The sequence below is a fragment of the Micromonospora sp. M42 genome (assembly GCF_000568915.1).
Taxonomy (GTDB): domain Bacteria; phylum Actinomycetota; class Actinomycetes; order Mycobacteriales; family Micromonosporaceae; genus Micromonospora; species Micromonospora chalcea.
Window position 1 is genome coordinate 1,466,812 of record NZ_KK037233.1, and the last position, 22,783, is coordinate 1,489,594.

Annotated in this window: 21 protein-coding genes and 1 pseudogene; 6 read left to right on the forward strand and 16 right to left on the reverse strand. The window is 67.6% G+C overall.

Annotated elements, in window-relative coordinates; translation table 11 throughout:
* Positions 1–101 precede the first annotated feature (101 nt).
* On the reverse strand, positions 102–1,160 hold the full coding sequence (locus tag MCBG_RS06520; RefSeq protein WP_223201108.1) for a protease inhibitor I9 family protein: 1,059 nt from the start codon (positions 1,158–1,160) through the stop codon (positions 102–104).
* Positions 1,161–1,316: 156 nt separating this feature from the next.
* Here MCBG_RS06520 and MCBG_RS06525 point away from each other — a divergent pair, with 156 nt between their 5' ends.
* Positions 1,317–1,742, forward strand: coding sequence for a hypothetical protein (locus tag MCBG_RS06525; RefSeq protein ID WP_140946047.1), 426 nt, complete (start codon positions 1,317–1,319; stop codon positions 1,740–1,742).
* Between the two features lie 47 nt (positions 1,743–1,789).
* On the opposite strand, the gene MCBG_RS06530 is transcribed toward MCBG_RS06525, so the two are convergent.
* On the reverse strand, positions 1,790–2,074 hold the full coding sequence (locus MCBG_RS06530; protein ID WP_043324708.1) for a hypothetical protein: 285 nt from the start codon (positions 2,072–2,074) through the stop codon (positions 1,790–1,792).
* Positions 2,075–2,135: 61 nt separating this feature from the next.
* Positions 2,136–2,534 carry a hypothetical protein gene (locus MCBG_RS06535; RefSeq protein ID WP_140946048.1) on the reverse strand — a complete coding sequence of 133 codons (399 nt, stop codon included), beginning with the start codon at positions 2,532–2,534 and terminating at the stop codon, positions 2,136–2,138.
* 144 nt (positions 2,535–2,678) lie between these two features.
* Between MCBG_RS06535 and MCBG_RS06540 the strand changes: the two genes are divergently transcribed.
* On the forward strand, positions 2,679–3,479 hold the full coding sequence (locus MCBG_RS06540; RefSeq protein WP_181373692.1) for a hypothetical protein: 801 nt from the start codon (positions 2,679–2,681) through the stop codon (positions 3,477–3,479).
* Positions 3,480–4,081: 602 nt separating this feature from the next.
* Here the strand turns inward: MCBG_RS06540 and MCBG_RS06550 are convergent.
* Positions 4,082–5,383, reverse strand: a complete 1,302-nt coding sequence (locus tag MCBG_RS06550) for an AlbA family DNA-binding domain-containing protein (RefSeq protein WP_051610978.1) — start codon at positions 5,381–5,383, stop codon at positions 4,082–4,084.
* 167 nt (positions 5,384–5,550) lie between these two features.
* Here MCBG_RS06550 and MCBG_RS06555 point away from each other — a divergent pair, with 167 nt between their 5' ends.
* The 3 genes and pseudogenes from MCBG_RS06555 to MCBG_RS32340 all read left to right on the forward strand — a co-directional run bounded on the left by MCBG_RS06555 (position 5,551) and on the right by MCBG_RS32340 (position 6,786).
* On the forward strand, positions 5,551–5,862 hold the full coding sequence (locus MCBG_RS06555; RefSeq protein ID WP_043324711.1) for a transposase: 312 nt from the start codon (positions 5,551–5,553) through the stop codon (positions 5,860–5,862).
* Positions 5,859–6,407: pseudogene (locus MCBG_RS35030) on the forward strand (IS3 family transposase); the annotation flags it as partial. The gene MCBG_RS06555 and the pseudogene MCBG_RS35030, both read left to right, overlap by 4 nt.
* Positions 6,408–6,429: 22 nt before the next feature.
* Positions 6,430–6,786 (forward strand): IS3 family transposase, encoded by a 357-nt coding sequence (locus tag MCBG_RS32340; protein ID WP_140946049.1) that lies wholly within the window; start codon positions 6,430–6,432, stop codon positions 6,784–6,786.
* Positions 6,787–6,873: 87 nt separating this feature from the next.
* Here MCBG_RS32340 and MCBG_RS06565 read toward each other — a convergent pair whose 3' ends face one another.
* Positions 6,874–8,091, reverse strand: coding sequence for a hypothetical protein (locus MCBG_RS06565; protein ID WP_043324712.1), 1,218 nt, complete (start codon positions 8,089–8,091; stop codon positions 6,874–6,876).
* Positions 8,092–8,459: 368 nt separating this feature from the next.
* Between MCBG_RS06565 and MCBG_RS06570 the strand changes: the two genes are divergently transcribed.
* Positions 8,460–9,323 carry a tyrosine-type recombinase/integrase gene (locus MCBG_RS06570; protein WP_043330232.1) on the forward strand — a complete coding sequence of 288 codons (864 nt, stop codon included), beginning with the start codon at positions 8,460–8,462 and terminating at the stop codon, positions 9,321–9,323.
* A gap of 117 nt (positions 9,324–9,440) precedes the next feature.
* On the opposite strand, the gene MCBG_RS31045 is transcribed toward MCBG_RS06570, so the two are convergent.
* The 11 genes from MCBG_RS31045 to MCBG_RS06630 form a co-directional block, all read right to left on the reverse strand.
* A complete protein-coding gene (locus MCBG_RS31045) occupies positions 9,441–10,382 on the reverse strand; it encodes a toll/interleukin-1 receptor domain-containing protein (RefSeq protein WP_051610982.1) in 942 nt (313 codons plus the stop codon).
* Between the two features lie 280 nt (positions 10,383–10,662).
* Positions 10,663–11,379: a hypothetical protein gene (locus MCBG_RS06585; RefSeq protein ID WP_140946050.1), complete on the reverse strand. Its 717-nt coding sequence runs from the start codon at positions 11,377–11,379 to the stop codon at positions 10,663–10,665.
* Positions 11,380–11,584: 205 nt separating this feature from the next.
* Positions 11,585–12,043: a DUF7003 family protein gene (locus MCBG_RS06590; RefSeq protein ID WP_223201109.1), complete on the reverse strand. Its 459-nt coding sequence runs from the start codon at positions 12,041–12,043 to the stop codon at positions 11,585–11,587.
* A gap of 438 nt (positions 12,044–12,481) precedes the next feature.
* On the reverse strand, positions 12,482–13,225 hold the full coding sequence (locus MCBG_RS06595) for a VOC family protein (RefSeq protein ID WP_223201110.1): 744 nt from the start codon (positions 13,223–13,225) through the stop codon (positions 12,482–12,484).
* A 148-nt stretch (positions 13,226–13,373) separates the two neighbouring features.
* Positions 13,374–15,194: an acyl-CoA dehydrogenase gene (locus MCBG_RS06600; protein WP_043324714.1), complete on the reverse strand. Its 1,821-nt coding sequence runs from the start codon at positions 15,192–15,194 to the stop codon at positions 13,374–13,376.
* Between the two features lie 16 nt (positions 15,195–15,210).
* Positions 15,211–16,287, reverse strand: a complete 1,077-nt coding sequence (locus MCBG_RS06605) for an ATP-binding protein (protein WP_223201111.1) — start codon at positions 16,285–16,287, stop codon at positions 15,211–15,213.
* Positions 16,288–16,589: 302 nt separating this feature from the next.
* Positions 16,590–17,165: a hypothetical protein gene (locus MCBG_RS06610; protein ID WP_043324715.1), complete on the reverse strand. Its 576-nt coding sequence runs from the start codon at positions 17,163–17,165 to the stop codon at positions 16,590–16,592.
* Positions 17,166–17,310: 145 nt separating this feature from the next.
* Positions 17,311–18,513, reverse strand: coding sequence for an alanine--tRNA ligase-related protein (locus MCBG_RS06615; protein ID WP_043324716.1), 1,203 nt, complete (start codon positions 18,511–18,513; stop codon positions 17,311–17,313).
* A gap of 451 nt (positions 18,514–18,964) precedes the next feature.
* Positions 18,965–20,242: a glycosyltransferase family 4 protein gene (locus tag MCBG_RS06620; protein ID WP_198033336.1), complete on the reverse strand. Its 1,278-nt coding sequence runs from the start codon at positions 20,240–20,242 to the stop codon at positions 18,965–18,967.
* A 257-nt stretch (positions 20,243–20,499) separates the two neighbouring features.
* Positions 20,500–21,639: a fatty acid desaturase family protein gene (locus MCBG_RS06625; RefSeq protein ID WP_043324718.1), complete on the reverse strand. Its 1,140-nt coding sequence runs from the start codon at positions 21,637–21,639 to the stop codon at positions 20,500–20,502.
* 14 nt (positions 21,640–21,653) lie between these two features.
* Positions 21,654–22,745, reverse strand: a complete 1,092-nt coding sequence (locus tag MCBG_RS06630; RefSeq protein ID WP_043324719.1) for a ferredoxin reductase — start codon at positions 22,743–22,745, stop codon at positions 21,654–21,656.
* Positions 22,746–22,783 lie beyond the last annotated feature (38 nt).

The window sequence follows — 22,783 nt, forward strand, 5'->3', positions numbered from 1 at the left end:
GCTCCCTCCGGCTTCCACATCTGCCGAGAACAGTGCATCGTCGGCTGCAAGCGCATTCCGCCCATCATTGTGGCGGAGTCAGACGTCAGCCAGCCGCACGATCAGCAGTCCAGCACGGCAGTCGCATTGTCCTCGATCTGCACCACGTCGGGGTCCCTGCGCAGAGCTTGAACCTGAGCGTCAGTCATATCAGCGGAGAAGCTGTTGATGAAGTCGAACACTCTGCTCGGGGAGACCCCGGCTCGCGCGGCGACGGTAAGCGGATCACCGCTGCAACGAACGCTAACTATGTACTCGCCATCGACGCGCCGTTCCTGTGGGGCACGGAAATGCGGTGCAAGCCGATCGGGGTCGGGCTCGATGCGATCGATGTCGGAGTCTTCGGAAAGTGCCGGGACCCCGGCCCTCGGCGACTGTTCCAACTGCAGGCCGGTCAGCCTGGCGCCGAATCCCCAAGAGGCGACGATGCGGTACAAGTCGTCGGGCGAAAGCTGGTGCCGACTAAGTATCTGATACAGATCGATTCCCGGCTTGACGATGACGAGGTAGTCGTTCTCAGCGGAGCGCCTCGCATACAGAGCCTCCAACGAGTGCGGCTCGGGTTTTGACTCGTCCTTGATGGCGTTCAGCATGGCTGCGGGGTCGTAGCCTCGCTCGCGCGCCTTGATGGCGAGCTGCGCCGGAGGGCGGCGGCGCAGCTGCGCGTACGCATGCGTCCCCCTCGACTTGTGCATGTCTTCGAGGCTCAATTCGTCGAAGGGGTGCCAGGGTTGATAGGCGTTGGGATATTCGGCCCGCAACGAGTCATGGTCTGCCGGCAGATCCTGCACCGCGACCCTGATCGAACGCACCGAGCGCGTCGGAAGACTCGCCGACCCGCCAGCCGGATCACGGACGAAGATGAAGTCCGGTGTCATCGTCACGAAATGGGCTGGGTACGACCGAACCTCGCCATCTTCCTGCTCGATCTCCACGATGTACGGCAGATACACCGTCGGATCCGGCCACTTCGCCATCAGCGCCTCCCCTGTGAACCCCGTTGCGACCGGTTGACGGTGGTGGTCACACGACCGCTCCGCTTCACCCGGAAGCCCATGACGGCGGATTTCGAGCGAATTTTCAGCGGTCTGCCGCGCGGACTTACCCGATGACGTGATCATGCCACGCAGGCGCTCTCATGCCGCCGAGCGGGCCTGGGCTGGCCGGTGTCACTTACCATCCGTAGCGGCTCCGCCAGCGGAACGGCCTGCCTGCCGAGGTCGAGGGCTCCAAGTTCCAAGACCCTTCCAAGGGTCCGAAGGCGTAAGGTCGCTGCCGTGGATCAATGGCTTTCGGTGCTCGACGACCTTCTCGTGAGGCAGTTGCCGGCTGACGCTGACGTGCATCACGTCGATCTGCGGGTGAGCGAGGACTTCTGGGACTGCCAGACTCGCGATGAGATCTACGAACCTCGTTGCGCCGAGTTCGAGGCGGACCGTGATCGCTTTGCGCAGGCCATCACCATCCGGTATGGGTCGCCGCAGCCGAAAGATCTCATGCCGTACGTCTCTGGCAACTCGCCGCATGACGAGCCAGGCAGCTTGCTCTTCGACTACTTGGCCGGCTGGTTCTGCGAGGTCGACGTCTGGCAGGTTGGCGACCGCGGCATCATCGTCGAGGTCGGCCACTACGACAAAGAGCTACCGCTGCAGCTCATGCTCGTCGTAGGCGATATTGGGGACGGTCGGACAACCGTGCTGTAGCAGCATCCGAATCTGCCGCCTTCCGGGCGTACTGACCAGCAGGGCCGTTACTCGCCGTCCGAGTGCCAGATCCGCTCGAACTCGACACCCGTGATCTCGAAGCCACTCCAGTCTTCATCCGAGTCGTAGAGGCTGGCTTGGCCGAGGCCTCCGTAGCGGTCTTCGCCGCACCTGGGCCCATAACGAAGGACGTGGCCTGCGTCGTACACCTCGATCTGGCGGACGGGCCAACCGTCATCGCCAACCTCGAGATACCAGAGCGAGCGGCCCCAGTCGTCGAACTCATCGCCTCTGGTCTCGTTCCAACGACGGCGATAGAAGCGGTTCGGCACGGCGGCAGAATACCGTCACGCGACATCCTCTTCTGCCGCGCTGGGGACGTGGCCCTGACTGCTACCGAGATCGAGGTAGAGCGGCAGGCGTCCCATCCAATTCGTCAAGCAGTGCCTGTAACCGGTCGCGGCATCGCAGGATGAGGCTGGAGATTTCGTCGAAGGTCGCCGCGCTGACGAGTCCGTTCTCGAACCACATCGCGCGCACGGCGGTCCGGCCCTGCGCCAGGTATGTCGCGGCGGCCTCGATCAGCCCGGTGAACTCGTCACGGTGGTCCGGTGAAGCGAGCTGAGCGGATCGTCGCGCCGTGCGCAACGGCTCGTCGGCAGCAGTGAAGATCGCGGCACAATCGTCGTCGGCCTGGCTGGCGCCGATGCCTGCGAGAAGGTACTCCAACTCGGTCGCGGCTAACGTCAGCCTGCCAACGGCCATGACCGTCTCGTCGGTAAGTCGCCGCATCGGCCAACCGTAGCGGACTTGGACCCACATCCAGCTTCCTCTCATGCCGCCGTCCGAGCGCCTGATCCGCCTGGCGACAGTGGTTCCTCGGCTGATTGGCGGTCTGAGAGGCAGGGCCAGCGAGTTGGGCCGTAGGCTGGGATGGTGGAGACTCTGCCGGCGTTCGGCGTGCAGTTGATGCGGCTGGCCGAGTTGCGTGGCGTTGACGTCAATTCCATGGCCTGCCGAGCGGCCGTCCCGGAGCCCGTGATCACATCGGTGCTCGATGGCGGCGAGCCCGATCCGTCACTGCTGCGCCGACTTGCCCCCGTCCTCGGCCTGCATGCAAGCGACGTGTTCGTCATCGCGGGTCAGCGGGTGCCTGACGATCTCGCTCCTCTGGACGCGGCCGCAGCCGGCGATCCCGGTTCGCTGTCATGGTCCCTGACGCACCTGCCACGGGCCGTACCGGAGCTGCACCAGTTCGTCCGGTCGCTGCCCCATCAACGCCGCCCGCAGGGGCCGTCGACACCAACGCCGCCGTATCAGAAGTACCCGAACAACGCTGGCGGCTTGGTAGTGCGCCTGCTGCACAACCGCAACCTCAGCTGGTTAGGTGCTGCGAAATACCTGTACGGCCTCGGCCGCCGCGATGTGCTGTCGGCGTCAACGATCGGCGCGATCGGACACGGCAGGAAGCCGCTGACATCCGACCTCCTTGCCGGGTTCGCCTCTTTCCTTGATATCTCATCCCGCGATCTGAGCGCGCTGACCGGCATCGACCTGACCGGCAACCGCCCGCCAGCCCACCCAGACGCAGCCGAGGCCGCCGAGCTGATCTGGAACGCCCGCCGCCTGACCGCCGGCCAACTGCAACAAGTCCGCAGTCGGGCACACGCCATCCGCCACGAACGCGCCGACGAACTCCGCCCTCAACTGCGGTGCCACTGCCCCGGCTCTCCCTGAGACGACCCTAGCCAGCGGGGGGCCCATGCAGTCTCATGCGCGAGGCGCGCGGCGGGCCACCCGCCAGCGGAGTCCCAGACGTGCTCGAACGCGTCTCGTGTGACGACGAACGGGCTCCAGTCTTCTTCAGGATCATCCAGGCTCGCCTGCCCGAGGCCGCCGTATCGGTCTGCCTCATGTCCGGGCCCGTACCGGAGGACTGGGCCGCGGTCGTACACCTCGACCTGCCGAACCGGCCAACCGTCGTCATCCACCTCGAAGTACCAGACTGAGTGTCCCCAAGCGTCGAACTCGTCGCCGCGCGATTCGTCCCAGCGACGTCGATAGAAGCGGCCGTCCATGGCTGTAAGCGTAGGTCCGCTCACGCGCGGATCTGCCGCGAGTCGCGTGCGGCGCTTTTGGCCGATCGCGCTTCGTGAGGACGTCAAGATCTTGCGAGCGTGTGGCGATTGCCTTCGTCACCGTGACCGGGCCACACGCGGCGGCCGGGCTGGCGTCCTGTGGCTCCGCGTCCGGCTTGACGCCGCCGACACGGATCTGCCCGGGTCTTCCCGCTGTCGGCGCGAATTTGGCGCCTTGTACTTACCTCGGACCGGGCGCTGCTACCACGGCAGGGTCTGTTGCTGGACGAAGCGGCTGGTGATCTCCGTCAGCCGCGCCGGGACGGTGTTGGCGCCCCGGCGCAGATAGAACTCGGGCTTCTCCCGGTTGTATGCATGCCAGCCGGTCCCGACGGGGACCTCGACCAGCAGCACCGTTTTGCCGTCCACCGACACCGGGCGCACGGTCGCCTCTGGGTCCGGATCGATGTTGCTGCGGATCATGTTGTGCAGCGCGAGCATGAGCTCGTCCAGCTTCGTCGCGTCAACGCCGACGATTTGGCTGTCGTCGGTCACCCCGATCAGCACGGTTCCGCCCTCGCCGGAGGCGAACGCGGCCACCGTTTTGAGCATTTTTCTCCTGTGCTCGCTGACGGGTAGCTGCTCCTTGAACTCGACGTACTGCGATTCGCCGCCGGCGATCAGCACGCTCGCGTCAGCGCCGGGCAGGTCCCAGATGACCGAACTGTCGGTGTCGCCGCCGGGCCCAGGCGCGGGGAAGTAGCGGAAGTCCAGCCAGTCGTCGTCGGAGCGCAACATCACTATGGTGGCAGGCGCGAGGCCTCGCGGCAGCCGGAACCGGAGGCGCCCGGTCGTGCCGACCGGGCGGATCTGCCGGTTCTCCGGGGTGGCCAGCTCCACTTGTGCTCCGGCGAGCTCGGTTCCCTTCACGTGCACGGTCAGCGCGTCGGGGGCGATGGTGAGACGGTCGAGCCAGCCGCGGCGGTCAGCTCGGACGATGCGCCACAGCATGTGCGTGGGCCGGGGACCGTTCTCGACGGTGGTCTTGTAGAAGAAGGCGTTGAATGCCGCTTCGGTGTTGAGGAAGCTCGGCCCGTCGCCGACCAGCACCTTCCGCGGCCGCGTCGGGACCTGCGTCGTCGGGCTGAGCTGCCATTCGGTGCGTGGCCACGGCAACACCGCGTTGTTGTAGCGCACCTGACTGGCGATCCGCTGGAAGCTGCCGCTGTCTTGTACGGCCGGGGCAGACACCGTTAGTTCGGCGACTTGCTGCGACATGCCCCGCACCAGGTCGGCGGCCAGGGGCCCGGGCAGGCGGCGCTCAACGAAAGCGTCCTCGCCGTATGTCCAGTTACGCTCGCGGAGAGGGCTGTCGGCGTCGATGAGTACCTCGCCGTAGCCGATCCTCCAGGCATCCTTCTCGCCGTATAGGGCCAGTCGGACGTCAACGTCGTTGCTTTGCTCGATCATGCCGGTCAACTCGTCAACCGGCGTCATGCCGTTCTCCATGGCCGGCACCACCCTCCGCGTCGCCGTCGTCCTAACGCGGGCGTCGTCCGCCACGCTGTTACACCTGTTCGGCAATGGCCACGAGCGTACGCCGGGCCTGGCATGCCCCGCCGCTCAGTTATCCACCCAGGCTGCCATCGGGACGGCGTCCGTATGAGCCGCCCCCGCTTTTATGGAGCTTCTTGACCATGGTCTGATGGCCGTGGGGGAGGAAGTCGTCCGTGGCAGCACCGAAGAAGTACCCCGATGAGCTACGTCAGCGCGCTGTGCGCCTGTACCGCGAGTCGGATCCGAAGCCCGTCATCCGGCGCCTGGCCGAGCAGCTTGGCGTGCATCACGAGGCACTCAGGAACTGGATCCGCCAAGCCGAGGCCGACGCAGGTGAGCGTCACGACCGGCCGACCAGCGAGATGGTCGAGGAGAACCGCCGGCTGCGCAGGGAAGTCACTGAGCTGCGGCGGGCGAACGAGATCCTGAAGGCTGCGAGCGCGTATTTCGCGGCGGAGCTCGACCCGACCCGGCGACGGTCATGAGGTTCATCCACGAACACCGTGACCAGTTCGCGGTCGCGCTCCTGCTACGGGTCCTGAACATCGGCGCCTCGACCTACTACGCGTGGGTCAAGCAGGCCGAGCAGCCCTGCGACCGGGACGTCGTCGACCTGGGGTTGATCTCTAACATCCACGAGATCTGGGAGACCTCCGGACGCACCTACGGCGCGGACCGGGTCCACCGGCAGCTACGCCGTGACGGCATCCGCGTGGGCCGCAAGCGCGTCGAGCGGCTGATGGCCGCCCACGGCTGGCAGGGGGCGTTCCTGCGCCGGGGCTGGCGTGGCGGCTCCACGAAGCAAGATCCTCGACACACGCCGGCACCGGATCTGGTCAACCGGCAGTTCACCGCCGACGGGCCGAACCGGCTCTGGGTCGCCGATGCCACCCGCATCCCCTGCGGTGAGGGCGTGTTCTGGCTCGCCGCGGTCCGGGATGTGTTTTCCCGCCGGATCGTCGGGTGGAAGACGTCTGACCGCTGCGACACCGACCTGATCCTCGCCGCCCTCGAATACGGCATCTGGTCCCGCGACGTCCGCGAACGGCCAGTTGATCCACCACAGCGACCGCGGCTCGAACTACACGTCGTTCCGCTTCTCCGAACGCTTACAGGACAACGGAATCCTGCCCTCCATGGGCTCCGTCGGCGACTCGTACGACAACGCGCTGATGGAGAACTTCTGGTCAACGTTGAAGATCGAACTCGTCTACCGCACGTCCTGGCGGACCCGCGACGAGGCCGAGAACGCGATCTTCGCCTACATCGACGGCTGGTACAACACCCGCCGCATCCAACGAGAGCTGGGCTACCTCAGCCCGAACGAGTACGAGACCGCCTGGCACAGCCGCCATACCGAGCCAGCCAAACCACCTATCGCCACCCCTGCGCCAGCCGGCAGCAGGTAACCACCGCTCCAACAAAGCGGGGGGAACTCAGTAAGGGTGCGCATCACCCGGCCGTACCTACTGTCGGGTCGCTCGCTGGTAGCGGCATTACCCCGCGCGCCCATCCCTTGCCGCGTTCGGCTGGGACAACAGGTGGGAAGGGCGTCGGGCAGTATCGACGCGAGCCGGCCGCGGGATCGGATGGGGCACCAACAGGTGGGGCGCAACTACCGTCGGCAGGCTGTCCAGCCAGTCGGTGAGCTCCTCGGGACGCCGAGGCACGAAGGTCCCGATCGTCCGCAGTTCCTTCGAACTTTGCAGCGCCGCCCGTACAGCCTTGTCAGGGAACACCGCCTCGCAGTATGCGTAAGCGACTGAGATTGCGTCGATGTCGACGATGTCGTTCACCGTCCACTTGTGCAGTGGATTCTTGTGGTACCTCGTCTTCACGCTGATCGCTACCTGGGTGTGGGGCATCGAGCCCATGAACGACCTCAACTCATCATCCGCTGGTTCGAAATCAGGCATTCCCCCCTTCCTACGATCGATCCGCATCCGGGTGTACATGTCCATCCACTCGTGCACGATCTCGCGCGCGCCGATGAGATCCCGCAGCCGGCCACGGCGCCACTTCGGGTGCTCGTTGAGCACGCGTTCGGTGTCGAGCTCCCATTCAACCCGTTGCTTCTGACCTTCGAGCGCCACCTCAGGCTGGAAGTTCGGATCGGCTCGGAGGACCTCGAGGTCCTCATCAGATGGGCCCCGCAGCATTCGGCGCTCCATCTCGTAGTTCATCCTCGCCATCAGCTTGTCGAAGTCGGCGTCGCTCATCTCTGCACGAACGGCTTCGGAGCCGTCGCCTCCGGCGCCATTGCGGATCTTCATCCCGCCGACCCACCCGAACGCTTGGCCAAACGTCGGCCGGACGAGCAGCACGCTTTTTGCCGAGATATCTTCACCCATGATCTGCGCCATGCCTGCCTCGAACTCGAGCTCCGCGATGACCGTGCGACCCAACAGGTAGTTGTAGTCAGACAAAGTCTCGAGGATGTCCGCGAGGTCGCCGCGCTGCTTCGGGTTGGTGATCTTCGAGATCTCCCACAGGTGCTCTCCACTAAGCGGGAACATGGCCCGCTGCTCAAGCTTCGCTCGCAGAGCCGCCTTGTAGAGGTCAACGTAACTTTCCGGGACCTTCGTGTCACCGCCCAGCGCCCGGGCGATGTAGATGATCGTGTTCAAGTCCAAGTACACGAGCGGAATTCGCGGGCGCATGACATTCGCCCACACGAGCTCCTCGGTCATCGGAGCCCTCAACTCGGCGGTCACGACGACACCTCCCTGCAGAACGCAACACAAGTCTGAACCCGACTACCGACATCCGCCTCGTAGTTTCTCCGCGGTGGCTTAGGCGCTTGAGTTCCAGCGGGATGCCCCGATCCACGGTGCCCGGTCAGGCCCGGTGCGGTCAGTACGGCTCGTAGCAGATCGACGATGGGCACGCAGGGCAACCTGTATCGCAGCGGTGTATCTACAGCGAAGTTCGGGAAGGAGCCTTCCGGCTGAAGCGCACTACCTGGCATCCGGATCTGCCGCCTCCGGGTGGACTGGTGTTCATCGCCGGTGGTGACGCACGGTGATGTATGACTACCTCTCCTGCTTCCGCTTCCCATGTCGTACCGGCCGATCAACTCGTGGTGCGCGCCGCGGTGTCCGCCTTCTTGGGCCGCTACCGTGGCCAGACTCGTGTTCATACCGAGTCCGACCTGCGGATCTTTCTACGCTGGTGCACCGACCAAGACCTTGACCCACTGGCTGCGGTGCGCGTGGACATCGAGCGGTACGTACGCTGGCTGCAGGACGTACGCCGGTACCAGCCCTCGACGGTCTCGCGGCGCCTGTCGGTCGTGGTCGGGTTCTACCGGGTCTGCGTCATCGACGCCATCCTGGAACATTCCCCGGCCGACTACGTCCGCCGGCCCACGGTGCCGGCCGAGTCACCGACCCTCGGACTGGGTCACCTGCAGTTCGAAGCGCTGATCAGCACCGCCCGACAGTCCTCGAACCCGAACGACTTCGCCTTGGTCGCGCTCTTGGGCCTGCTCGGGCTGCGGATCTTCGAAGCCTGCGGGTCGAACATTGCCGACCTCGGTGAGGAACACGGGCATCGGGTCCTACGCGTGCGCGGTAAAGGCGGCAAGGTCGTCCTCGTCCCACTGCCACCCGCGGTAGCCAGAGCCATGGATCGGGCCGTTGACGAGCGCACCAGCGGGCCGATCCTGCGCAACGCCCATGGTCGGCAGATGGACCGGCACGCCGCCACCCGCCGGCTCAAGCACCTGGCCCGAGCCGCAGGGATCCGGATGCCGAGGATGCATCCCCACATGCTGCGCCACACGTTCGTGACGACGATGCTCGACGCCGGTGTCAGCCTGCGTGACGTGCAGATCGCCGCCCGCCACGCCGACCCGCGTACCACCATGCGCTACGACCGGGCACGCAAGAACCTCGACCGCCACCCCAATTACATCCTGGCCGCGTACATGGCCTCCGGGACATAGCCAGCGCTCGCGACTTTGCCGAGTAGTGAACTCGTCGTAATTGCAGGCGCTCCGCCAGCTTGATTGACCCCTTGGATAGCGTCAGAATCCCTCCGGCAGATTTTTAGGCGCCGCACTTCATTCGCTGAGCTCGTCCTCGATCGCATCGGAGAGGTTGGCCAAAATCTTTTCCCACTGCGACCTGCGAAGGGCTGACAACGGGTGGGACGGCGGGTTAACACTTTGGAACGCCGACAGAATCGGCGTTCGCTCGAACCGACTCGGTCGCAGGATAAGCGGCATGATTTTCGTTCCCTCGTGCTCGGCGGCCTGGAACAGCTTAGGCAATTCCTCGTTGACGATGAGGTCCGATGCGAGGAAGTCCGAACTGATCAGCGGTATGGCCATGCCGGCCACGTTCAACGCTACGTTAATCTCAGCGCGCCAGTTTTGGCCAGGCTTGATGTCCTTGTCCGACCAAAGCTGGATGATGCCGTCGCGGTGAATCGGCTTCAGGAAGACCAGTAGGCGTTCAAGCCAATCGGCATCTTTGTGGCTGTAGCTGATGAACACCTTCTTCTTGTCTCGTCGCTTGGCGGGACGGGACATGGCATCCGGGTCGAGCCGCCGATCGCCGGTCTTCGCGCCGGGGAAGGTCGGCGTGGTCGATGGTCTTGCTCGCGGAGGCGCCAGACTTGACAGTAGAGCAGTTCGAGCCTCCTCCTCGGAGAGACCATATATCCGGATCTGGCTGATCGGACGCAGTAGCGTCGGCACCTCGGTGGGTGCAACCAGGACCGGGATAACGCGCTTCTCCGGACCTCCGACGAGGAAGCTGAACCACTCTTCGGTCGTGTGTCGTTGCGATCCAAGCGATTGGGGCGAGATGACGGCGATCACGCTGTGTGAGCGGTCGACGGCAGCGGCGATAGCTTGCATCCAGTTCCCACCCGGCCTGATCTCCCAGGCGTCCAGCCAAACCGTCCAGCCGGCCTCCCGTAACTGTGCTGCGATCCACTCAGCCCAGGCTCGATCTGGTGCCGCGTAGCTGATGAAGAAGTCGAACTGATCCGAGTCCATCCTTGGAGACTAGTGAGTGGCAGGGGAGATCACTCGGTCGGCAATCTGACCTCGTGTGGATCGATCCGTGTCGCGATTCATGCCGCACCGGCATCCTCATTTGCCGCCGCCCGGGCGCGGCCAGTGTAGGCGTCACGCTTCTCGCGAACCGCGCAGGGTGGAACACGGTCGTGCCGAGTTGAGTGTGCCACCGAGGCGCTTCCGCGATTGCAACTGATTTGCCGATGAGAGGGCGGGTGGAGCCAGTTCGCGAACCACCCCCCAAAGGCACATCTGCTGCTCAAGGTGACTGACGCGCCTGGGATCCAAGCGTGACTTCCTTAATGAGGACGCGCAAGCGTCCGATGCCCTCAACGAGTGCAACTTCAAAGTCTCTGGTCCCCGGTACCGCCGCAAGCACTTGGTCACGCTTAATGTGAACTCTTGCCACCATGAAGGGAAGCACATTAAAGCTTCTCATTAGATAGGCTTGGCGAATCATGGCTTCTGATTGGATCTCTCCCTCAACGCCAACACCCAACACGCTGTACCGCACCACGGCCTGCCTGAGAGTTGACGTCGCAGTCCGCGATGCCGTGACGAAAGCCAAGAAGTCCTCGAGCTCACTCTCAAGCGTGGTAGTGAGAAAGGCCGACGCCCCGCGTTCTAGCAACACCTGGACTATTTCCACAAAATCGGCCATCGACTGCTCCAAGTTGATTCTCACCCCCGCATCAATCGAATCGATGCTGGCATCAACGCGGAACTTGTCGAACGCGGTCGAAAGCTTGGTCAGCTGAATAGCAATCGGAACGTACACACCCTGCGTGTAGGCTCGTGCGTTTTCGAGGTAACTTTCTTGAATCTTTTGAAGATAGCCAATTTCGACCTCGCGCACCCTCTTGTTGGCAGCCAGAACGGTTGCCGCAGCTGCGGCGATCGCACCTGCGACGGCAGCGGCTGCGGCGATGGCGGCGGTGATCCATGCTGGTATCTGGTCAACTGTAGCTGCTGCCATAACGGGTATCATATGAGGAAACCTGCACCCTCACTTGTGGATGGCATGGCGACGGTTCGTTTCGGGTAGGTGCTCAGGCATGCTCTCATGCCGCCGACCGGGCGCGGCCGGTTTCACCGCGGCCATGGCAGGGTGGGATCACGAGCGCAGACGGTACAGGTCATGGGCTCTTCTGCTACGAGGTGAGCGGCTTGGTCCGGCCCGGCTACAGGCTTCCCGAGTCCGGCCAGTTGGACCAGTGGGTGTTGGGCGGCAGGCTCGGCGCGTATCGCCTGAGGTCGCCGGTTGTCAGGACATCGGCAATCTGGCGGAAGGTCTCAGACTCGCTGGGTCGTAGCCCGCCGGCCAGGTCGGGGTGGTTCCACTGGTCCAGCCGGAGCACCTCGGGTATGTCGACCCGGATTCGGCGCCGCAGTTCTTCCTCGTCGGCTAGGAGAAGCTCGCGATGGCGTGGGACGAGCCGGCGCAGCACGTCGACCAGGTCCTCGCCCGGCTCGGCCGCAAGGGCGATCGTCTGGCCACGAACCACTACCGGTCCTCCCCGGTAGGTCTCGGGCTCGTCGGGGTCTTCTGTCTCGTCCCAGTTGTCGACTCGGTCGAGAAAGTCACCGTTGCCGTAGCCAGGTTCGCCGCTGGTTAGGCAGTTGCCGAACACGTGGAGCACGTCGGTGAGGTTGCCGGCCCGTGGCGAATAGCCGACCGCCTCGACGATGAGGGCCCACTGCTCAGCGTCACGATACCCATGTAGCCGAACGCAACAGCGTAGTTGTAGCCGTGGCCCAAGTCCGGAAACAGGAACTCCTCGGCTGCGGCGTCGAACTGTTCGAGGACCTCGACCGAGCGCATAGCCGAGCAGTGTAACCAGGCACGCCCGTGACCCGAGACGCCCGCACATGCCGCTGACCGTCTGTTGGCCGCTCGACCGGGCTTCCGCAACTGCCGAGAACGGTGCGTCATCGAGCCCCTGATGCGGCCGACACCGGCGGACCGGCGAAATCCACCGCGTACGTTGTGTAGGCCAACAGACGAACGTGACGGGGGCGTGCTGCTATGACGCTGTGGAGTCCTCCTCATCGGCGTCACAGAGTGGCCGGTGCGTCAGTCAGGCCGTGGCGGGCATCCACCGCTCGAGCAGCGTGGGGTCGGCAACGACGGACTCAACCTGACGACGCTCCTCCATAGTCAGGCTGAGTTGCCGAAGCCTGGCGCCCCACTCCGGCACCCGTTCCGACTCCTCCAGTGCCGTCGACAGCTCGATGAGCACGGCCAGCGCCATTGCCTGCTGCACGGTCGGTGCGCTGTCGCCGTGGCGGCGCAGTCCCGAGTTCAGGGCTCGGAAGGCATGCCGGTCGTCGTTCTTGAACTCGCGCAGGATCCGAGCGTTGTCCAGAACCCGGGCAAGCCCTTGCATCTGCTTGGAGCCGCCGTACTCCAACTCCGTCGGCTCGTCGCGCTGGATGAAGATGATCGAGTTTCCCGACGGGTCCGTGACGGTGAACCGTGAGGCGCCGGGCCGGTACCGCGTTATCCGAGGTAGCCCCTTGGCAAGCACCTTCCCGTACGTGCGGCGCATCGCCTCGGTGAACGCTGCGTGGTACGGCGCGACCGTATCGACCATTACCAGGCATCCGCCGGTGTTCTCCGACGGGTCCAGGTTGCTGGACGCGCGCCCGTAGTGCAGCTCGAATCCGCGCCACCGGAACGCCAGGTATAGGTAGGGCTTCGTCTGTTCGTAGGTCACAGCGAAGCCCAGGGCGCGCCAGAAGGCCAGGGTTTCCTCCGGTGCCACACAGGGCAGCATCGGCACGGTGGTCTCGTTGGGCTGGACACCTTCGTCAAGCATCATCAGCACCTTTTGTTCGACAGGGCAGGCGACGCAGCAGTCTGCCAAACCCGCGACCATCACGCACGTGCGAGAACTCCAGGCAGCACCGACACGGTGCTTAGTGGCTCTGGTGGTGACGGCGGGGCTGGCTTTGCCGGACCCACACGGCTCAGAACCAGCTCTCGCGCATGTCCAGCGTCGTCCGGTCCAACCCCTCCAGCAGGTCGAACTGCGCCCCCACCTTTGGCAGCTCCCACCGGTAGAAGTACCTCGCCGCCTGCCTCTTCCCCGCCAGGAACTCCCCCTCGGCCCCGTCCGGCGACCCCAGCGCCTCCACCACGAGCACCTGCTCCAGCCACATCCACGCGATCACCACGTGCCCGACCGCCTCCAGGTACACCGAGGCGTTCGCCAGCGCCAGCTCCGGATCGCCCGGTGCCCACAACCGCCGCGTCACCACGGCGATCCGGTCGACCGCGGCGGCGAGCTGTCCGGCCAGCTCGGAGGCGAACCCGTCGGCCTTCCACGCCCGGCTGACGGTGCCGCGGATCGTCTCCAGCAGCAGTTCCAGCGCGGCGCCGTCGCGCATGGTGACCTTGCGGCCGAGCAGATCGAGGGCCTGGATGCCGTGGGTGCCCTCGTGGATGGCGTTGAGCCGGTTGTCGCGCCAGTGCTGCTCGACGTCGTAGTCGCGGGTGTAGCCGTACCCGCCGTGCACCTGGATGGCCAGGTCGTTTGCGGCCAGGCACCACTGGGCCGGCCAGCTCTTGGTGATCGGGGTGAGCAGGTCCAGCAGCAGTTGCGCCCGTTCGCGGTCGGCCTCGGCGGGCGCGGTCTTCTGCTCGTCGAGCAGCCGTCCGCAGTAGAGCACCAGCGCGAGCGCGCCCTCCACGTAGCTCTTCTGGGCCAGCAGCATCCGGCGTACGTCGGGGTGGGCGACGATCGGCACCTGCGGCGTGGTGGGGTCCTTGTCGGCGACCGGGCGGCCCTGCGGGCGCTGCCGGGCGTACGCGACGGACTTCAGGTACGCGGTGTAGCCGAGCGCCGTGGCGCCGGCCCCGATGCCGATGCGCGCCTCGTTCATCATGTGGAACATCACCGCGAGCCCCTGGTGCGGCTGCCCCACCAGGTAGCCGACCGCCCCGGCCCGCCCGTACGGCCGGTGCACGCCCTCGCCGAAGTTCAGCAGCGTGTTGGTGGTACCCCGGTAGCCGAGCTTGTGGTTGAGGCCGACCAGCACCACGTCGTTGCGCGGCCCGAGGTTGCCGTCGACGTCGAGCAGCACCTTCGGCACGATGAACAGCGACAGCCCCTTCACGCCGGCCGGCGCGCCGGGGATGCGGGCCAGCACCAGGTGGACGATGTTCTCCGCCAGCTCGTGGTCGCCGCCGGAGATCCACATCTTGGTGCCGACGATCCGGTACGTGCCGTCGTCCTGCGGCTCGGCCCGCGTGGTGAGGTCGGTCAGGGAGCTGCCGGCCTGCGGCTCGGACAGGCACATGGTGCCGAAGAACCGGCCCTCGACCATGGGGCGTACCCAGGTGGCGATCTGCTCGGCGCTGCCGTGGGCGAGCAGCAGGTTGGCGTTGCCGAGGGTGAGCATCGGGTACGCCGACGTGCCCACGTTGGCGGCCTGGAACCAGGCGAACGCGGCGGCGGCCACCACGTGCGGCAGTTGCAGCCCGCCGACCGACTCGTCCATGGTGGCGGCGAGCAGCCCGGTCTCGGCGAACGCCTCCAGGGCGGCCTTCACCTGCGGGATGGTCCGTACGCGCTGCCCGTCGAACGTGGGCTCGCCGGTGTCGGCGGCCCGGTTGTGCGGGGCCAACCGCTCGGCGGCCACCTGGGCGGCGAGGTCCAGCACCGCGTCGACGGTCTCCCTGGTGTGCTCGGCGTAGCGGGGGCGCTCGGTCAGCCGGGTCACGTCCAGCCAGTCGTGCAGCAGGAACGTGAGGTCGCGGCGGGACAGCAGCAGATCGGACGAGGACAACGTGGACTCCTTCCGGTCAGCCGCGGCGCAACCCGGCGACGGCCTCCCGCACGTCATCCTGACCGATCGGAGCCGGCGGCGCACCCTCCGCCGCCTCCCGGAGCGCCTTGGCGAGTTGCACCCGGCGCAGCGCCTCGCGAAGGTCCGCGCCGGTCAGCCCGGCCGTGTCGGCGGCGAGAGCGGCCGGGTCGAGGTCGTCGGCGAACATTGTGAAACCCGGCCGCTCGTGCCGGTCGATCAGCTCGCGGATCATCTTGGTGAGGATCTCCGCGCGTCCGTTCTCGTCCGGCGCCGGAATGGCGATCTTCAGGTCGAAGCGGCCGGAGCGGATCAGCGAGGCGTCGACGCGGTGCGGAAAGTTGGTGGTGGCCACCACGATGACGTCGGGGTTCTCCTCGAACAGCGTGTTCATCTCCTGCTTGAAGATGCCCGCGACGGCGTTGACGGCCTGGCTGGCCGCGTCGCCGCCGGCGCCGGCGTAGCTGATGATCGAGTCGAATTCGTCGAACAGCATCACTGTGGGCCGCCGGTAGCGGCGCGCCTCCCGGAAGATGCGCTTGATGTTGCGTTCCGAGCCGCCGAGGTACTTGTCCAGGATCTCCGGGGTGCGGATCTCCACGAAGTCCGCTCCGACCTCGTTGGCGAGGGCCCGGGCCAGCATGGTCTTGCCGGTGCCGGGCGGCCCGTACATCAGGATGCCCTGCGGCCGGCGCGCGCCCCAGCGGGCCATCGCCGCCGGGTGCCGGAACGACACCGCGACCTCGCGGAACTGCGCGACCACGTCGGACAGGCCGCCGACCTGGTCGAGGGTCACGGTCGCGCTGCGCGGCCCGGCCGCCGTCGTCACCGGTCGCCGCCCCACGACGTACGTCCGTCCGCGCAGCACGGTCGGCTCGTCGCTGTCGCCGGACAACTCGCGTACGGCCTGGAGCAGCAGGCCGAGCATCGCCGTCAGGTGCGCCGGACCCACGTCGGCGCTTGGTACGTCGGCGTGGATGCGTACCGTGCCGTTGTCCTGGTCGACGCGGGGCCGCAGCCCGGCTTCCCGGGCCGCGCGCAGCACCTCCCGGCCCGCCTCGTCGCCGGGGCCCATAGCCAGAAGGGAGTGTGGCTATCTTTAAAATCGCGTTGTCCGGTCAGTTTTTGAGCTGCAGCCCGTACCTGGCACTCTGATCTCCGTCAACTCGATCAAGTTCCTGAAGGACAAGCGCGGGTCTCCTGCTCCGGGGAGGGATTATGGCTATCACCCGAAATCCGTTATCGGCCCGATACTACAAGCGACGACTCTGATCCCTTTCCTACCTCGAGACAATGCACGTTTGAATATGCAGCCTCTCCCCGCCCTGCACATAGTAGTAAAAGGGCTCGAGTGTCAGTCGAGCAAACGACTACCGTTCACCGCACGATCCCGTGGATTGTACTGTGCGTGTCAACGGCCAGTGGCAGAAATAGTGCCATAGGCGTGACTGCGCTAGAGTAGGAACTCGTATCTATGTCGTGCCGTTGTCTGGTCGACGCGGGGCCGCAGCCCGGCTTCCCGGCGCGCGCAAGCACCTCCCGGCCCGCCTCGTCGCCGGGCGGCGCGGCGAGCGTGGCGACCGGTCGCGGCCAGATCCGCCGTCCGGCCTCCGCGGCCATCCGGCCCACCGCGGCGGCCGGGCCGTCGCCGCCGCGGGCGGCCAGCCGCTCGGCGAGCAGCACGCCGACCGGCCCGGCCAGACCGAGGGCGAGCAGGCCCGCCGGGGTGCTCTCCACCCGCAGGTACGCCTCGAAGCGGTGCGCCGGCTGCCCGTCCGCGACGTCGGCGCGCACGGTGCAGAGCACCTCCCGCACCGGGGCCGGGAAGTCGCCGTCGACCAGCAGCTCCACCGGCCCGTCGACGGCGGCGGCGAGCAGGCCCGTCGCGTCGGCGATGCGCACCTCGGCGCCGAGCAGCGGCACCGTCTCCTCGTCCGGCCGTACCTCGGTCATCGGCAGCCCTCTCCTCACGGCGGCGTCCGCTTCCCTCGCGTGGCGTCCGCCTCCGAGTCTGGCACCGGCCCGGCCGGGCGGCCACCGCTGAGCCGGCTGCTGCTCCCCGGCTGGTGCCCGCCCGGCCCGCTCCCCCGGCCGCTGCTCAGCTCGTCTCGGCGAGCAGGCCGTCGACCAGGTCGCGGGGCAGCCCGTGGGTGTCGTGCAGCCAGTGGTAGTCGCGCTCGGTCAGCGGGCCACGCTCCCGTACCCGGTCCACGAGCGGCCGTCCGCGTCGCAGCAGCCCGCGGAAGCGGCGCTCCTCGTCCACCAGCGTGGCGTGCAGCGAGCCGACGTCGGCCGGTCGCTCGCCGGGCGGCGTGCCCGGATCGGGCAGCTGACGGAAGCGGCGCAGCGTGTCCGCGTACAGCTCGGGCGGCAGCCCGTCGAGGATGCGCGCCGGGTCGTCGCGCCACAGCACGGTGAGCGCGCGGCGCAGCAGCCGCCGCAGCACGTACCCGCGGCCGGTGTTGCCGGGGCGTACCCCGTCACCGAGCACGACCACCGCGGACCGCAGGTGGTCGGCGACCACGCGCAGGTCCGTGCCGCGCAGGCCCCAGTTGCCTACCGCGTCCACCCACCGGCGCAGCCCGTCGCCGGTGAACACGGACCGGTCGCCGCGCAACACCATCTCCAGCCGTTCCAGGCCCATGCCGGTGTCGATGCTGGAGTGCGGCAGCGGCGTGAGCCGCCCGTCGGGGTGCCGGTGGTAGCGCATCTGCACGTGGTTCCACACCTCCACCCACCGCGCGTCGCTGCTGGGCGTGCCGGTGGGCGGGCCGTCGCCGGTCCACACGAAGATCTCCGAGTCCGGTCCGCAGGGGCCGGTCGGGCCGTTGGACCACCAGTTGTCCTCGCCCAGCGCCTCCACCGGCACACCGAGCCCGGTCCAGGTGTCCCGCGCGGTGACGTCCGGTCCTTCACCGCTGCCACCGCCGAAGACCGTGGCGTGCAGCCTCTCCACCGGGATGCCGAACCCGTCGGTGAGCAGGTCGAAGCCCCAGCGCAGGCTGGTCGCGATGTCGTAGTCGCCGAGCGACCACGAGCCGAGCATCTGGAAAACGGTCAGGTGCGTGTCGTCGCCGACCTCGTCCAGGTCCGTGGTGCGCAGGCACCGCTGCACGTTCGCCAATCGCCGCCCGCCCGGGTGCGGGCGCCCCAGCAGGTACGGCGTGAGCGGGTGCATGCCGGACGTGGTGAACAGCACCGGGTCGCCGGGTGGCGGAATGAGTGAACTTTCCGGCGCGTCCTGATGGCCGTGCCGGTGGTAGTGGTCGAGGAACGTCCGGGTGATGTCGTCGGGTGTCATGGCGGGTGCCTTCCGGGTACGGGTGACCGGACGGCCCGCCGCGCGCGTTGGCGTCGACACGACGACGCCGGCGGACCGTTTCCGGTCGCCGGCGTGGGTGTGGGGCAGGTCAGGCGGCAGCAACCGGCGAGCGGGAAGCTCGCGCGGCCGCGGCGGTAAGACTGCGCCTGCTCTGCATACATCGACGCTAGCCCGGCCGCCCCTGTCCCGCCCACCACTTTTCCGGGGCATCCCCGCCCTCGCGCCCGCCCGCCCGCCCGCCCGCCCGCCCATGATCAACACCACTCCCCCGAAATGGCGGGGTCGGCGCCCCTCGGATGCCGCCACTTCGCCGAGCTGGAGTTGACCATGCCGCCCCCGGGGTGCGGGTGGAACGCCATGGGTGTCAAAACGGGCCGGAGACACCCGTGGTGTTCCACCCGGGCGGGCGGTGGGCGGTGGGCGGTGGGCGTCAGCGGATGGGGGTGAGCAGGCGGCGGTAGAGGACGTCGAGGCGTTCGGCCTGCGCCTCCCACGTCCACCCCGGGAGCGGGGAGTCCTCACCCTCGTACGCGGCGCGGTAACGGGCCGGATCCGCGAGCACCGCCCGCACTGCGCGGGCCAGGTCGGCGGCATCGCGGGCACGGAACACCTCGCCCTGCCCGGTGGCGCGGACCGTCTCGGCCATGGTGCGGACGTCGCTGACCACGATCGGCAGCCGCGCGTGCGCGTACTCGAAGAACTTGGTGATCAGCGCGATCTCGTGGTTGGGCCAGTGGTGCAGCGGGATCAGCCCGATGTCGGCGGTGGCGAGGAACGCGACGAGCTGGCGGTGCGGCACGTACGGCAGCACGTGCACCCGGTCCCCCACCCCGTGCCGGGCCGCCCGGGCGACGACCTGGCGGACGTAGGCGGCGGCCGGGTCGGCGACGACAAGCGCCAGGTGTGCGCCGGGCAGCAGCGGCAACGCCTCGACCACCGTGTCCACGCCGCGCTGCACGGCCATCGCCCCGCTGTAGACCAGCAGCGGCGTGTCCGGTGGCAGACCGCAGCGCTTCCGCAGATCGGGAGCGGATGTCTCCGTGGTGGCGGCGATCGGGGCGTTGAGGATCACGGTCGGGCGTTCGGGCAGGGCGTGGTCGCGTACCAGCAGGTCGGCGAGCGTGTCGGAGACGGTGACGACCGCGTCGGCGTGACCGACGTACTCGCGGACGTAACCGAGGTGGGCGGGCAGCCAGCGGGCGTTGTCCCGACGCGGCCGCGCGCCGGGCAGCCACTCGTGCGCGTCCCAGACCAGCTTGACGTCACGTCCGGCGGCGCGGGCGCGGTCGACGGCGCGGGCGGCCACGCCGAGCATCCGGAAGTCGTGCGCGTGGATCAGGTCGGGGCGCAGGTCGTCGACGACCGGTCCGGCGACCCGTTCGTAGTCCCAGAGGCCCGGCTCCAGCCGCCGCCAGGCCCCGTCGCGCAGCCGGGCCCGCCAGAAAACGGACCTCGGCGTGCTCGACGGGCCGGCGGGCCAGCCGCGCCGCGTGCAACGGCAGTCCGCCCCGGGGCCACCAGCCGAGCCCGCAGCCCGGACACACCGCGCAGACCGGACACGCCACGCAGGCCGGAGCCGTCGCGCAAACCAGCGCCACCGCCCGAGGCGGCAACGGCGGCGAGCGGCAGGACGCGTACCTCGGCGTCGCCGAGCCGCCAGCGGCGTTCGGCGTCGACGTGGGCGCAGCCGATCAGCGTGACGTGCCAGCCGGCGTCGGCGGCCGAGCGGGCCGCCTTCTGCACCCGCGAGTCACCCTCGACCGCGTTGTCGACGAGCATGACCACGCGCCGCATCGGCGTTCCACCCCTTCCCCCGTACACCCGCAACGGGCGCGAGTGTACGGGGACGCGGGGCTGTCACGACGGCCGCGAAGACCGCTCTGAGCTGCGCGGATACCGACTGTGCAGCGGCTGGTCGGGTGCCGGCCGGTGGAAGTTCACCGGCCGTGCACCGAACGGCCCCGGTCAGGCCGTGCCGGAGGAGACCAGCGGGGCCGGGGCGACCGGCTGCCGGCTGTCGTTGCGGTTGGGCAGCGACAGGCGGATGACCTTCCACCACGCGGAGGCGACCTGCTTGGGCAGGGGGCCGGTGGTGTAGTGCAGACCGTACCTGTCGAACAGCGCGCGTACCTGCGGCGCGATCTCCTGGTAGCGGTTGCTGGGCAGGTCGGGGAAGAGGTGGTGCTCGATCTGGTACGACAGGTTGCCGGTCATGATGTGCAGCAGCCGGCTGCCGCTGATGTTGGCCGAGCCGAGCATCTGGCGCAGGTACCACTCGCCGCGCGTCTCGCCCTCGATGGAGGTCTTCTCAAACGTCTCCACGCCGTTCGGGAAGTGCCCGCACATGATCACCGAGTGGCTCCACACGTTGCGCAGCAGGTTCGCGGTGAACGTGGCGGCGAGCGTGGTCAGGAACGACGGGCCGGACAGCAGCGGGTGCACCACGTAGTCCTTGAGCACCTGGCGGCGGATCTTGCGGCCGACGGCGCGGGCCTTGGCCCGGAACTTCGGGTCCTTGAGCTTGCGCTGCTTGAGGTGGTCGCCGAGTTCCATGTCGTACGCGGCGATGCCGTACTCGAAGAACATGGCGTTGATCAGGTTCCACAGCGGCTGGCCGAGGTGCATCGGGTGCCACGGCTGGTCCTCGTCGACGCGCATGATGCCGTACCCGAGGTCGTTGTCCTTGCCGACGACGTTGGTGTAGCGGTGGTGCAGCTCGTTGTGCGACTGCTTCCACTGGTCGGCCGGGGAGACGTGGTCCCACTCCCAGGTGGTGGAGTGGATCTTCGGGTCGCGCATCCAGTCCCACTGGCCGTGCAGGACGTTGTGCCCGATCTCCATGTTCTCCAGGATCTTGGCGACCGTGAGGCCGGCCGTGCCGACGATCCAGGCCGGCGGGAACAGCGAGAACAACAGCACCGCGCGACTACTCATCTCCAGTGTCCGCTGGGTCTTGACCACCTTGCGGATGTAGCGGGCGTCCCGCTCCCCCCGGTCGGCGAGGACCCGGTCCCGGATCGCGTCCAACTCCTTGCCGATGATCTCGATGTCCTCGGCGCTCAGGTGGGCGATCGGGTTGACGGCCTTCTTCTGGATGACGGTCACGTGGGTGGCTCCTGTCAGAGATCGATGTCGCAGGTACCGGCGGCGGCCGACACGCACGTCTGGACGAGCACGCCGTCCCCCGGTACGGCAGTGGTGACGTCGCCGTTGCGCAGGTCACGGACGGCGCCCTGGCGCAGCGGTACGACGCAGCCGAAGCAGATGCCCATCCGGCACCCGGAAGGCATCAGCACTCCGGCGTTCTCCCCCGCGTCGAGCAGGGTGGTGGCGCCGTCGGACTCGACTGTCACCCCTGCTCCGGTGAAGGTCACCGTGCCTCCCTCGCCCGGCGTGATCACCGTCGGGCGGAACCGCTCGGTGTGCAACCGTTCGACGAGGCCGTTCGAGGACCAGTACCCCTCGACCGCGTCGAGCATGCCGATCGGGCCGCAGGCCCACGCCTCGCGGTCGAGGTGGTCGGGCACCAGGGCGGCGAGTTCGGCGACGTCGAGCAGGCCGTCGGTGTCGGTGTGCCGCTCGACCAGCCGCAGCGCGCCGCGGTCGGCGAGCGCGCGCAGTTCCGTACCGAAGATGACGTCGTCGCGGGTGGGCGCGGAGTGCACGAGCACCACGTCGGCCCGGTCGGCCAGCCCGGAGCGCAGCATCCCCATGACCGGGGTGATGCCGCTGCCGGCGGTGACGAACAGGACGCGCTCGGGCGTCGCGCTCGGGAGCACGAAGTCGCCCTGGGCCTGGTCGAGGTGGATCAGCGTGCCGGGCCGGATCCGGCGTACGAGGTGGTTGCTGACCTTGCCGTCGGGGATGGCCTTCACGGTGACGCTGATCCGGCCGTCGGGGGCGTCCGGCGCGGAGGTGACCGAGTACGCGCGCCACTGGCGCACGCCGTCGACGTCGACGCCGAGGCGGATGTACTGCCCAGGCAGGTGGCCCTGCCAGGCGCGGCCGGGCTGGATCACCAGCGTGGCCGCGTCCCGGGTCTCCGGACGGACGGCGACGATCCGGCCGCGCAGCGGGGCGCCGGCGCGCAGCGGCGCGATCAGGTCGAGGTAGTCGTCGGGCAGCACCGGCGTGGTGACCGTTCCGGCCAGCCGCAGCAGCCTGTCCCGGAAGGTGACCTTCTGAGGGCGGCGGGAGGCAGTTGTGGTCATATGACCAGCGTGACCGCCCGATCGCATAACATCTTGAC